Raw genomic sequence first — 13,872 nt, 5'->3', positions numbered from 1 at the left:
CATCAAGCTCCTTATTTATTAATTCCGAAATGGTATAGCAAATACGCTCCGATTATCGTTGTAGCTACTGAGGGAAGAATCTTATAAAAAATATCTTTGGTAAACTGTGAAGGATCTATCTTTCTTGTTGAATCACTTCGTTCAAGAGTTTCAACCCGTGTATCTAATTTTTCATAAGATTTATTGAGGTTTTTTAAATTATTGCTCATTTCAATGAGTGTTGAAGTTAACTCTTTCGATTGCTTTTGAGATTCTTTATTAAATTCAAGTTGTTGTTCGCATATCATTTCAATTCTGTTAAGTGTATTTGTTTTATCTTCTAGTTTAACAATTTGAATCGCTTGCTGATTTGATTTTTCTTCAAGCAAGCTTATACGAACATGTACGTCATTACTTTCCATTTGACACCAGCCTTAGAGAAGGAGGTGATTTTAGTTCACCTCCTTGAAGTTGATTTTCATAAATCCTCATGGATATTTGAAAACCCACAAAAATCTATATTAATTTAGTTATACTTTGCTTCCATACTGACCTGAAATATAGGCACGCTTTCCTTTGTAGATTACTTCCCAGTATCCTTTAGGATTGTTGCCACCCTTAACAGATCCAGAGATTTCAATTGTTTTGCCCAATGCTACAGTGCCTAAATTCTTGGCTGAATTTCGGTCAGGCTTATCCATAATAATAGCTGCATTTGACACGCCGATAATTTTGATTTTTCCAACAGATTTAATTGATGAACTCTTAGAAGCCTGTTTTTGCTTTGAAGTTGTCTTAGTAGGAGAAGGGGATTTAACCGCACCTGTTACCTCAACAAATTTATCTGAAGCAGTGATATAAAACGCTGCTCCTTTTGAGTTTTTCACTTTATATTGATATGCTGTGCCAACTTTTACTTTTTCGACAACGGTAGGGAATCCAACGCCTTTATTCACAGTGCCGACAACATCTTTATCGTCCCAAGAAGCTTTAGCATAAAATCGAAGACCGTCTACTTTAGATTTTAGAGAGCCACTTGCTTTAGAAGAGTTAGACTTGGAGGGAGTAGAGGAAGAAGGGGCTTTAGATTTAGTTAACAATTCCTTCATTTTAGCAAGAGTTGCTTTACCAGCGATCCCGTCTACTGCAAGCTTGTTTGCTTTCTGGAATGCCTTCATAGCAGCGACAGTTTCATCTCCAAAGTGAGAGTCAGCACCGTATTTCGGTAATTTATAACCGAGCTTAATTAGATTAGATTGAATTTCTTTTACTTTCGTACCTTTGTCTCCAAGACCGTATGTTTCAACAAGTTCAAGATCATTCTTGTTAGTTGGCTTTGGAGTTGGAATAGTTACAGTTTTTCCTGTTAAAGCTTTATTAACATCGCTGACAAATTGAACCCAAGCACTAGGATTGTTAGTGTAATAACGATGGCAATCTTTCCAGCCAACCACTTGATTATGCGTCCACAGATTTTCAGATTTAAGTCGATAGGTTTTAAGCAGAGAAGCTGCCAATTCTACAGTTGTTTTGTAAGTTGTAGCATCAGGTTTGCCAGTCCAATCAGGATGCGTCATCTCAATACCAATGGTGCAGTTGTTAGGGTAAGAACTTAAATTTCGCAGGGCGCTTGCTGTATAAACATTCGAACCAACATGATAAGCCAGCTCACTGTTCGGCAAACATTGAATTACTTTAGTACCTTCGACAATGTAATGCGCTGATCCAAAGCCTGATGTACCACTCTTTCGATTGTTGAAGAAGTTGCGGTTGCCTTCAGCAGATGACCCTGGATTAGCAACCCAGTGAATCACAATAGCTTTCACACCTTTTAAAGCCGTTTGAGGTCTGGAGTATTTGTTGGGAGTCAACAAACTTTGTGTAATATTCATTAAGTAAATTCCTCCAATTAATTTTTTGAGCACAAAAAGAGAGCAGGGGATAACCGAAGCTCTCTCGTTCTCACACATGCTCTGTCTTTCTCTGTTATGTATTGAATATATTCCTATAAAATCATAGTTTTATTTCAATAATGCAGCCTTAAGTTCACGCATCTCTTGTTGCATCTTTTCGGTTTCACGTCTCATTAGAGCCATTTCTAGGAATTGACACTCATCAGCACGAATGCCCCACATGTATCCGCCTTTTACAACTTCGATTTTCTCACCGAATTCTCCAGTTTTGGGATCTACCTTGTTTACAAATTCAGAGTCCCATCTGTCATAACAAAGCAATCCGATCTCAGTTGCATCCAAGCCATGCTTTTTAAACACTTCGTCAATTTTTTGAGCAATGACACCAATATGCCATCTTGCAGAACTTCCTTTTTCACTTACTGCATCTTTAAACTTAAATCTACAGAAATCAACTTCCGACCATGCGTCCAGCCATTCATCAGGAATATCAGTAATGTTTTGTTTGTATCTTTCATCAGAAGTATTGATCGTTCCATTTGAAGCATAGATGTTTGCCCATCGTCTTGATGGAGCCCCTAGCGATTGAGATGCATCAGTGTCTGGTCTTAGGTTTGCACGAACGTTCATAATGTTGTTTCCCATATCACCATAGATGAAAGGAGAGGCATTGCCATCATTACCATAATCAATCCACAATAATCGATCTTGGTTGCTGTTAGGCATCGCTTTATTTCCGATGATGATTGAATTGTTGCCAGTATAGTTGATGCCAGCTTCAGTCCCTACAACAACGTTACGACTACCATTGGCACCGTTCAGAAGTGTTCTAGCACCGATAGAGACGTTTGCTTCACCGTCTGTTTTATTTTGATGAGCGTAAGTTCCAATAACGGTATTTAAAGTATGAGATGCATTCTTATTTCCGTTTGATCTTTGTCCAGCTTGATGCCCAATGAAGATATTTCTAGTACCGAAAACATCATAACCCATAGCGTTATTGCCGATAACAATGTTCTTTTGACCAGTTTGGTTGTACTTCATTGCATTTCTACCAATACCGATATTTTCTTTACCAGCAAGGTTGTTGGCCAATGCAAATGCACCAATAGCAGTACATCTTTCGGTAGTATAAGATCTTGCTAGAGCTTGATATCCAATTGCGGTATTATGGATACCTCTAACCAATTGAAGCAAGGCGTTACGTCCAATTCCAGTATTCCCTAGCACTTGAGATGAAGAAGTTGCTGCAGGGAATCCTCCGCCCTCGTTAACAATAACTGCACCTTGAGGAGCAGGGTATCCTGTAGGCTGAATCAGCTTTTCAACTTCTGGGTTCATCTGCTTAAGAATGTAAGAATCCGTCCCTGAAATATTCCAAATATTATTCAAATCTTTTTCATTAAGCCACAACTCATGTCTAGAAACTATCGGATCTTTAATACCTGCCCATTTTAAGGAGTTGTTACCGATAGCTGTAGTACGACTGTAATATGTTCCTTGGGATAGTGAACTTCCACCAAGTGAAACATTTGAGTATTGTGTTTGGTTATTCATTTGAGATAAGAAGCCAATAGCAGTATTTTGCTTGCCAGAAGTGAGGTTTCTTAAAGAATCTTCCCCTGTAGATGTGTTGCCGTAAGCGTCTAAAGTAATTTTATATCCTGAATTTTTTCCATAGAATTCATTGAGGATAGGAAGAGGGGTAGAGGTAAGAGGGAACAGCCGTTGATCTCTTTTTTGACTTGGAGGAGCAGTAGCATTATAAGCTTCTCTTTCTTTGACAATAAGGAATGCGCCGTTACCGAAGTAATTACCTTTCAAGTCGGCTTGATCAGCTAAATAAGTACCTGGTGGAACGAAGATCGGATACTCATTGTTAGATAGTGCTTCTGCAGCGAGGAAAGCAGGTGTGTCATCTGTTTCACCATCACCAACTGCTCCAAGCCATTTAACGTTTATTCCACGTTGGTTTAGTTCTTTTTTAATTGTATCTACAATGCTTCCAGTATCTCCTGCAAGCTCGCCAATGTCTCCGATTAAATCAGCCATTTCTTTCAACTTGTCAGTAGTTGTTGTGGACAGGTTTGTTACTGAATCTAGAATTCCATCAAATTTAGCTTTAATTTCAGGTGCGGTATATCCAACACCGTCAGATTTCAGCAATTCAATGGCCATTGGTACATATTCGCCAGTAACAGGATGTGGCATTCTAAAGCCCATTAATTAATTCCTCCTTTATGTGTATCAATCAGGCTTATACCATATCTGGCCTGTTTCTGGAGCTGCGTTGGAAATAACAACTCTTTTCTTGGTAGGACTTAAACTCTCATCTTGATACCAAATATAATTTAAACTGTGTGGCTCATAAGCGCTCAAAAGAATATTGAATCCTTCATATACTTCTGAAACACCTATATCAACCCATTCGAATCCATCCCAGCGATAAACTGTTTTTATGTTCTTAACCGCGACAGTCCAACCAACCTGAGGGTTTGGGTATTCAACAATTAAATCAGAGTAGTTATTGACAGATGGATAGTATTTCTTCTTCGTTTCTTCAACAACACGTTCATATTGCGAAGTAATTTGACGGCACCAAGTGGTTATTTCTATACAGCGCTTGATGACTCGTTCACACTCTAAAATTCTCTCGTTCATGCGAATAATGCAATCTTCTGCTTCATCAATTAATCCTTGAAGTGTCTCAACGACTGTATTACCTGAACGTTTAATCCAAATACGTGCTGCAGGGAAGAAGTGAGCACCTTCGCCAACGTATTTAACTTGCAATTCTTTTCCTTCGTTAGAGGCATTAAAAAAGACAACTCCCATCATGTAATCAACACGATAACAGTCATCTTCTAATTCACCATCTTCAATTTCTTTCCACTCAGTATTTCCGCCACTTACTACAACTCTATTTTCACGATTAGGGTTTTCAGTTAAAAATATTCGTCCATTTAGAATAGAGTGGGTTTCATCATAGCTCATATAAGGATCATCGTAAGTGTTTTTTCTTTTGTTGTATAAGATTGGATCATTATACAGATTTGGGAAATCCATATAGAATCACTCCTTTCCTATAGATTTCTATATGCTTCGAAGAAGTATGTGACTCCTTCTTTGTTGCCTTTAAAAGTTGAATCAGAACCAGTAACAAACCCCATATTCGCAAGTCGTCCGTTTGTGTTATCGGGAAGGTTGTTTATTCCTTTAAGATAGATATTTGATTCGAATATTTCCTCCACATAGCCTCCACTAGTGCTCACAATAGCTAACGCAGGATCGCTTTGAACTGTTGATTTAATCTTAACCAGGGAAGGGGAAAAGGGAAGGGAGACTGTTCTATTTTGAGTCCCATTGCCGATATAAGTACCTGCGAAATTTAATTGCTGAAGATTGGTCGGCTTAATTTTTCCATTAGCATCTAATGCCGCAACTCCATTTGGTGAATCTTTTGCTGTGTTTAGAATAAAATCTTGGTCTGTATACTCACCTAATTTAGATGCGCTACCCGAAATAGATGCTGAAATCACACCGTTGTCGTCTCTTACAGGAATAGTGTTTGGTTCTTCATGTAAAGCAGGAGTGATCCCATTTAAAGAGTCTGCACTACCTGCAGTCTGGACAATCCATTGTTCACCATCATATAGTTCAGATTTATTGTTTGCTGGGTCAATCCAAATGGTACCTACATCTGGATTTGAGGGCTTTTCACTTGTAGAAATCTGATACAATCCATTTACTTTTCCTTTGACCTCAACGGTACTGGAAGGTCTATAAGGATTCTCACTTGGCGTTTGCGGTTGAACAATGTCTGATAACAAAACACCATTGGAACTAATTGAGGTTTCAACATTTCTGTAGGACTGTACTCCAAAAGTGAAATATTTTGTTGGAACTTGTGAAGTAAAGGTAGCTATTCGCTTATCATATCTAACTGAAATTCGTTGCTCCTTTGCTAACGAAGCACCAAACAAGTAGGTATCTGAAGATGTGTCAGGATAACAATGTACGACAAAGCCGTCAATGTTGTATTTATCTTCATCAGTGGTTGGATAATTCCAAGAGACCGAAATATCTACAGAACCATTTTCATTTACTTTGTGTGATACGGATTTCAATCCGATTGTAGGAGGAGAAGGAGGAATTGAAATGCGATCATTACGTGCATTGTAATTTGTGGCAAGCGTATCATAATCGATTTTCCGAGTGTTGAATTCAGTAGATGCTTTATCAACTCTATAAAGCAATTGGATAAAGTCATCGTCTTTTTTAGTTTTTTTTCCATTTGAGACTGCTACAGAAATAGATGCATCATCAAAATTTAAGCTCATACCAGTTAAGGTTGCTTTATATTCAGTTGCAAATTGCTTATTTTGCACTCTAACAATATCACCTAAAGAAACTCTGTCCCAATACTCCTTTTCACTTAGAGCATTATAAAAATTGACTATATTTGTTTTGATGTCGATAGGAGGGGATTTACGCTTATCCAACTCTTCATAACTCTTTTCGTACAATTCCGTTTCATCGAAGATATTTTCATTAGTCCATTCATCTTCGTGAATAAATTTAGACAGTTCAATTGACAGTTTTTCACCTAAATAACTATCCATATCTAGCTTGTTTCTAAGTTGTTGAATCTGGTCACTTATCGCAGAAAGTTCTGAATTACTCTGATCAATCTCAGCTTTTTTTGCGTCTACCTCTTTTATCTTTGCATCCCTTTGTTTAATTAAATCCTTGGTATCACCATTAGTTTCTTTGACAACTTCGATTCGATCTAGGATTTGTTGTAATTCTAAGCTTTTCAGTATAAATAGTTCATTTTCTTGAGTTGTTTTGTTGGCTTCTATTTGTTTTTTTTCATTCAACAAAGCTTTAAATGCTCCAGATTCCTTGTTTACCATCTCATTGTAATCTAACAAAGCATGACACAATTCATTGCTCATGTAGTCACTTTTTTTTACTACATTCCTGTTTTCATCACGTTGAAATGGGTTTAAAAAGAAGCTGAAGTCATCCAAGTAACCTTGACCTGTCGGATTTACTGAATTGATAACAATGCCGTCTTTTCCGGTTACATGAAGCCTAGTCACGACATCATCCATGCTTCTAGTATCTGTCATATCAATCATAAAGTTACGAGATGAAATCTTAACACCTTTGTATTTAGATACACTGTCCTTTTCGAAGAAGGATATTTTATTATTGATAGTGTCAAACACAGGCACAGCGTCAAATGTTTCACAAATATTCCTTAGAAAATCAAACCTTGATGTAATTGATCCAATGGAGAATGATCGTCTTTTTTCATTAAGTGTACTTTCAATTTCTCCAACAGTCCAACCAGTTCCCTTAAGACAAACCTCACCGATTTCTTGGAGGTTCTTTGATATACCTTCATATTGCCTGATTTTTGGCTTGTTTAGCATGTAAGGAGAGAGTTGGCAGCTTACCTGAATTTCTTCTTTTTCTGATGTGCTATTTTTAGTAATACTGTCAATCACATAATATTCAGTTCGGTTAAAAAAAGTAGCCTTAATCAAATACCACTGTTTAATAAGTTGCGCTATGTGATTGGTCTTTATTTTATCACCATATCTAGCTTTAAGAGGTATGCTAAAACTCAAATCATTAATGGCTGCGTGATTTAGGTTGACTGATGCGCTATTAAAATCAACAATATTTGCGATTTTCTTTTTGTTCGTCTTACATAGCTCTAATTTAAGCTTACCTGGCTTAAAAGTGAATTCTCCTAAATTCATAGCAACCTCCTTAATAATATTTGAATCGATAGCTAAATCTTATCAAGCAAGAACCCTCAATTTTGATTCTATTTTGACCTTCACCAAGAATCACATAGCTTTCGTTTGATTGCTCGTAACATTCGTAGCCCGTCACACTAGATTCCATTAGCTCTTTTACCGAGTCTATTTGTAGTACTTCTTTATCTTTTAAATTATCAATTGTGAAAGGAGTTCGATACATACTAAGATTCGTGATTTTTAAATTCCCATCACCTATTTTTTGAATCTCCATTGAGAGAGGGACATCTAAGTCTCCCTTATTGTCAAAAGTGATAATGTTGTCAACTTTATTTGAAGGGTTTATCCAAGGTGTTGAGATTTTTGTGCTGAATTTAAAAGGGAGGACTTTCATAGTCAATCTTATATAACCGTCTTCAGAACAGTTATGTACTAAGTCCATAGCATTCAATGGAATTGCGTAGTAAACGATATCTAAATTCGAGCTGAAGGAGAGGGGAGAGTAGTCAGACACACTTAGCCATCTTGCAATTTCTCTTAGTTTCTTTTGCGTTAGATTTCTATTTTTATAAAATCCTTCACGAATGTTCTGATCAACATAAAAGTTCAAAGGCATCTCAAAAGGTTCATAAACAATACTATCAACAATAGGATCAGGTCTATCTTTAAGAAACGTTTCGTTAATTGTCTTTCCCGCTAAAAAGTTCTCTTCTTGTAGGCCACCATCAGTATTAACATTAACAACACCCATATCAATAGATCTTATATGATTAAATAAAAAATATTGGCTTTCTTTTATCATTTAAAATCTCCTTAGTTAAAAGGAAAAGAGCCTGATTTCAGACTCTTATACCTTACCTTTCATTTGCTTTAATCCTCTTCTGATGTTTTCCATTACACTGTTTGCGCCATTCTCATCACCAACCATTTTATCAATCTGCAAGGTTAGATTGTAAACATCGCCCTGATCATTCGACACAGAAGACATAACTGTAGACTGAGGAGCTTTTGTAAGTTTTGTGATCGCACTAGGAATAATGCTAATAGCTGACGCAGCGCTTTTCACAATATTCGCTCCTGCTAATTTAACTGCTTCAGTTGGCACACTAGTTAAAGCGGAGCTCAGTTTTTGTCCAGAACCCCATTTCGGGGTAAATGGCACATCATTTTGACTGATGTCTCTAACAGTTTCGACAGCTTTAAGCATATATTCAGTGTCAGTCTTGTTAAGAACTAGCTCTTTATCATGGAGTACAGCTAATTTACCACTACCTAAGCCAGTACCAGTGTAACCACCAGTGTCAAAAGCGGCTACCTTTTTACCTGTTGTATTTCCCTTAACGACAACACCAAGAGCATTTGAAGCCTCTTTAAGCTTATCGATCAAATTGTTAGAGATAGACTTGCCGATTGACTCCATATTTGAATTGATGAATTTAGTGAACTCAGAAAGCTGTTTATTGATATCACTAATCTTACCGTTCATCAATTTTCCTTCTAAATCCTTGAACCCACGCTCATCGTTTACAAGATCATCATATTTTGTGTTGATTGATTTCTCATCTTTTTCAAGTTGATCTTGTAGCGCTTCTTTACGCTTTGAGTTTTCCCGATCTTTCAGAAATTGATCTAAATCAAGCTGTTCTTTTTGCATCTGTTCGGTAAGCTCTTTAACCTTTGACTTACCAAACTCTGAATCATCTAATGCGTATTGATTTATCTGATCTAGAAGCTTTTGAATGCTTTCCTGACGATCTTTTAAATCTTTTTGGAACTTAGCTTCATCGTCTTCCTTGTCAATGCCATCAATGATATCTTGAGTAGCTTTACGATGAGCTTCAAGCTCAATATCGCGCATCTTTTCGTACATCTCTTTATAAATGGAGACAACTTCATCAGCAAGCGACTTATAAATATCTTTGATGCTTTTCTTGGTTTGATATAGCTCTAGGTTGAAATCCTTTTGCTTATCTTTCCAAGAAGCGATTTCGTCCGATATTTGCTTTTGGATTTCAGGGAATCCCTTAGCTGCTTTTTTCTGTTTTTCAAGCTGTGTTATGTATTTAGCAGCTTCTTTTTGTTGCTGTTGAATCAGCTTGATTTGCTGACTATAGTATTTAACCTTCTGATTGTCGTCTTCGGTCGTCTGAATCTTAATATCAACATTTTTTAGCTTTGATTCAGTCTTTTTAACTGATTTGTCAATATTGTTAAGAATTTGATCAGTTTTAGATTGAACAATGGTAGCCTGTAATTCATAAACCTGATCTTTAATACTAATAAGATCCAGCTTAGCTTGTTTTAATTCTTCACGTAATTGATCACGTTGAGCAGAGTTTAACTGTTTGTTTTGTTTTAATTCTTTATTGATCCAACTAACTTTTTGTTGCTGAATCTTTTGTTGCGCTTCAACTGCTTTACGTTGCTCATTTGTATATTTTCTAAACTGAGCACTATCGTTGAGATAGCGACTGGCTTTAGATTGGTTTTGAGCAACTTTCAACTCTAAATCAGACTTGCGTTTTTCAAATTCATCAAGTTTTGACTGAACGATTTCATATTGTAGGTCTTGAATCTGGTCTTTAACAGAAGATAGGTCACCTTCAAGTCCCAATAAATCTGATTTAGCTTGTGAAATAGCTTGTTGACGTTCAGCTTCAGAGCTAGACAAATCTGAGCCGATTTGTTGCATATATGCTTCTGGATCAATCGCTTTACCGTTTTTTTCAATCTGCATATGAAGATGAGTGCCAGTAGAACGACCAGTGCTTCCCATCTTGCCGAGAGTTTGACCAGCTTGAACCTTTTGGCCAGCCTTAACATTGAGACCTTTTTGCATATGCATATACTTTGCTACGGTGCCGTCATCTTGTTGAACAACTACCCAATAACCAGCAGATTTAGAGTATGCTGCAGTAAGGACTTTACCTGATTTTAGAGACTTGATAGGAGTACCAGATTTAGCAGCTAAATCTAAACCTTTATGAGGAGCAGAGCGTAAACCTTTTTCTTGCTGACCGAAATGAGATGTTCTTCTCATTGAGTCATAGTAACCAGCAGCCGATCCACCACTAGAGGATAGTGAACCGCCCATTTGTTTAAAGTAGTTGTTTACTTTCTTAACGTAATTTTGTGTTTCTTTAAATGGAGGAATGCCACCATACTTGGTTACATTGCCAGGCCCCGCATTGTATGCAGCTAATGCTTTTTCAATCGATCCAAACTTATCAAGCATTTGCTTAAGATACTTGGTACCGCCCATTACGTTTTGATAAGGATCCCTAGAATTCTTAACTCCAAGACCTCTGGCCGTTGCTGGCATAAGTTGCATTAAACCACTCGCTCCAACCGATGAACGAGCATTAGGGTTGAAGTTAGATTCTTGCTTAATAACCGCAGCAATTAACGCAGCTGGAACATTGTATTTCGATGCAGCTTGATTAATAATGTTTGAGTATTTCCCTGAGTAAGAACCACCTGAAGCAGAATATGAAGAGCTAGAAGGGGAGTAGGATGAAGAAGAATCAACTATGCCCGTTTGAGCAATGTATCCAGATTTAATTTGTTCTTTAAGTAGCTTAATCTGACTCTTAAGAAGTTTTTCTTTTCTTTCTAACGCCTTGATTTCCTTCTTAATTGAATCACGATATTTCTGTGACCATTTAGGATAGTCGTTAGTTTTTCTGTTTTGTTCCTCAATCTGCTTATTGACTCGCTCTAATGCTTCTTTATATTTGTCTGCAACATAGATTGAATCTTTCGTTGATTTTGAAGCCTTGTCAGCTGAATCCGACATTGTTTCAAAAGACGTTCCTGTTTCATTTAGAGATGCTTGAGTTAAGTCTGACAGCTTATCTAATTCTTCTAGTTGATCAGTGATACCTGATAATTCACCAAGATCTCTTTGAGCTGCTTTAAATTGTTCGATAGCGAGTTGATCTTGCTTGCCATTGGTCATTTTCAAAGAATCTTCTTTGAGTTTTTCTAACTCCGCTTTCTTTCTAAGAGCATCTTGAACAGTTTTAATGGCTGTAATTTCAGACTTGTAATATCCGATTTTTTTACTTAATGCATTAGCTTGATTCAATAGTTCTTGCTTTACGGATGTTTGCATATCTGCATATGCTTTAACCTTTGCGTTTCGCAGCTTTATTACTGCATCACGATTTATTTTCACAATGCCGTTTTCAACTGAAATCGCACCCGCTAAATCTTTTTCCTTTTGAATAAGCTTCATCGCTTCTGAAGCCGAGATTGACTTGCCTTCAGCCATTTTTTCCAGTAATCCATTGAGAGGGGATACCTGATCAGCTAAATCATCGTATACATCACCTTGTAAAGCTTCCATTGCTGCTGTAGCTTGGCCAGATTGCAGTAATTGATCTAATACACCTGTCGTAGCTTCAATATCACCTTTAACTTCTTTGAGCTTATCGGATAGATTTCCAACCGATTCACCTAACTCATCTACACCTTCACCATTTTCATTCCAGGTGACTTTCGCTGAATCGCCAGAATTTTTAGCCTGATCTAACGAATCCTTAAGAGTAGAGTAGGAGAGGTTCAAGTTATCGACTTTCACTTTCCCATCTGAAAACTCAGTAATAAGAGATTTTAGTGAGTCTGTTTGTTTATCAAATTCCGAGCCGTTGCCATTGTTTAGTGACTTTTGGAGCGAGTCCATAATGACAGCTACTTGCTGCGAAAAGCTCTTAAGCTGTTCAGGACTTAACTTGCTGAAGTCCATTGTGTTTAATATATCGGTGATTGATTGTTTGATGTTTGGGTTAATATCAATGGAATTAAATGCACTGATTACATCTAATACCGAAGCCTGAATTTCAGCATTTGCACTAACAATGGATTGTTTCGCACGCAAGGCTTCACGTTCGTATTTGTATCCTTCTTTTATATAATCATCATCATTAGCAAAGGGGTTTTCGAAGATTCTAGTAATCCAACTTGAACCTTCTTTGTAGTTATCAGCTAAAGTTCTATTAGCTTCCATTTCTTTGTTCAAATCTTTTAGCTTTTTAATTTGATCTTCAAAGTTGTAAGTTGCATTATCTTTTAAATCACGTTTATTGAAGTTTGCCATCTCTTCAGTATATTTGATTGCCTCTTTTAAGGCCTCGTTATTCTTGATGATGGCATTTCCTTGAGCATCATATCCTTCAACTAGGTTAGGGAACGTTGCCGCCAACTGTTGAGAAACTGATAAGTATTCTTGTTCTTTTTCTGGCGTTAGCTGATTGTCTTCTTTAGCTTTACGGAGTTCTTTATACTTATCAATTAATCCTTGAGTTGCTTCTTTATTGGTAGTCCAAGCTTCAATAGAGGTGCTTTGTGCAGTTTCGAAATCCTCTTGAGCTTTTTTTGCATCAGAATAAGCGCTAACTAATTTCTCAACAACAAATCCCAATGCAGCGAAACCCGCAATAGGTAATGCAGCTCCAGCTAAAAACAATCCAGCAGATTTTGCTGCTTTTCCTAAAGTGGCAAAGGAAAGGGAAAGAACTCTGTTTGTGGTTGTCGCTATTCCTGCACCAGTAGAGTATGTTTGCAATGTGAGAGGGAGCGCTTTAAGTGTGTTAATGATTTGAGCGCCACTTTGCATAGCCGTTGTTCTTAAAGCATTAGAAAACAGTATAGTAGCCACTGTAGCTGTTGCGAAAGCAGGAGCAAGGAAGCCGATATTTTTAACTAAACCAGTGGTCAATCCCATGAAATTCCCGAGAGCTTCAGTAGAAGCGATAAGTCCATCTGAGATGAATGCATCACTTGCTGCAACAGCAAATTCAGTTACCGTATTTTGAAGTCTATTTATTCTTGCTTGTAAACTGTCTGCATACTTTTCTTGCTCTTTCCATGCAGAGCCCATAGAGTTTGCAGCTGTATTGGCCGCATCTTGATAGATAGAATAGTTATTTAAGAGGGCGTTAAATCTGGATAGTTGGTAAATACCTGCTACACCTATTGAAGTGTTTTGCTTTTGGGCATCTGATAAGCTATCCCATTTTTCCGCAACTTCTCCAATAAGCTCACTGGATGTTTTTGCTTCACCAGCTGCTGTTTGTACAGAAATTCCTATTTGATCTAAGGCTTTAATGGAGCTTCTGTTATTGCCTATTCTTGCGAATATGGTTTTTAACGAGTTCGATTCTGTTACTTCACCTTAAAGGTTACTGACCATTAATAAATGGCGG

General features: G+C 37.2%; 5 protein-coding genes and 3 pseudogenes. All 8 read right to left on the bottom strand.

Features of this window, described 5'->3' with window-relative positions; all coding sequences use genetic code 11:
* Window positions 1–11: 11 nt before the first annotated feature.
* Entirely contained in the window at window positions 12–401 is a 390-nt protein-coding gene (locus NSS80_RS10795) for a hypothetical protein (RefSeq protein ID WP_044141820.1), read from the bottom strand.
* Window positions 402–509: 108 nt separating this feature from the next.
* Window positions 510–1,049 (bottom strand): annotated as a pseudogene (locus NSS80_RS10790) (N-acetylmuramoyl-L-alanine amidase family protein); the annotation flags it as partial.
* Between the two features lie 48 nt (window positions 1,050–1,097).
* Window positions 1,098–1,871, bottom strand: a pseudogene (locus NSS80_RS10785) (N-acetylmuramoyl-L-alanine amidase); the annotation flags it as partial.
* A gap of 129 nt (window positions 1,872–2,000) precedes the next feature.
* A complete protein-coding gene (locus NSS80_RS10780) occupies window positions 2,001–4,115 on the bottom strand; it encodes a tail fiber domain-containing protein (protein WP_342498297.1) in 2,115 nt (704 codons plus the stop codon).
* 24 nt (window positions 4,116–4,139) lie between these two features.
* Window positions 4,140–4,958 carry a hypothetical protein gene (locus NSS80_RS10775; protein WP_342498296.1) on the bottom strand — a complete coding sequence of 273 codons (819 nt, stop codon included), beginning with the start codon at window positions 4,956–4,958 and terminating at the stop codon, window positions 4,140–4,142.
* A 17-nt stretch (window positions 4,959–4,975) separates the two neighbouring features.
* Window positions 4,976–7,666, bottom strand: coding sequence for a phage tail protein (locus tag NSS80_RS10770; RefSeq protein WP_342498295.1), 2,691 nt, complete (start codon window positions 7,664–7,666; stop codon window positions 4,976–4,978).
* A 10-nt stretch (window positions 7,667–7,676) separates the two neighbouring features.
* Window positions 7,677–8,468: a phage tail domain-containing protein gene (locus NSS80_RS10765; protein ID WP_024428174.1), complete on the bottom strand. Its 792-nt coding sequence runs from the start codon at window positions 8,466–8,468 to the stop codon at window positions 7,677–7,679.
* Between the two features lie 45 nt (window positions 8,469–8,513).
* Window positions 8,514–13,823, bottom strand: a pseudogene (locus tag NSS80_RS10760) (phage tail tape measure protein); the annotation flags it as partial.
* Between the last annotated feature and the right edge of the window lie 49 nt (window positions 13,824–13,872).

Origin of the sequence: Bacillus sp. FSL M8-0350, assembly GCF_038593345.1 — a bacterium.
In the GTDB taxonomy this organism is placed as follows: Bacteria; Bacillota; Bacilli; order Bacillales; family Bacillaceae; genus Bacillus; species Bacillus safensis.
The sequence above is the reverse complement of the archived record's forward strand: the minus strand, read 5'-3'. Positions and strand labels throughout refer to the sequence as shown.

Coding starts and splice junctions, on each gene's coding strand:
- NSS80_RS10795 (WP_044141820.1), bottom strand. CDS start 401: ATGGAAAGTAATGACGTACATGTTCGTATAAGCTTGCTTGAAGAAAAA.
- NSS80_RS10780 (WP_342498297.1), bottom strand. CDS start 4,115: ATGGGCTTTAGAATGCCACATCCTGTTACTGGCGAATATGTACCAATG.
- NSS80_RS10775 (WP_342498296.1), bottom strand. CDS start 4,958: ATGGATTTCCCAAATCTGTATAATGATCCAATCTTATACAACAAAAGA.
- NSS80_RS10770 (WP_342498295.1), bottom strand. CDS start 7,666: ATGAATTTAGGAGAATTCACTTTTAAGCCAGGTAAGCTTAAATTAGAG.
- NSS80_RS10765 (WP_024428174.1), bottom strand. CDS start 8,468: ATGATAAAAGAAAGCCAATATTTTTTATTTAATCATATAAGATCTATT.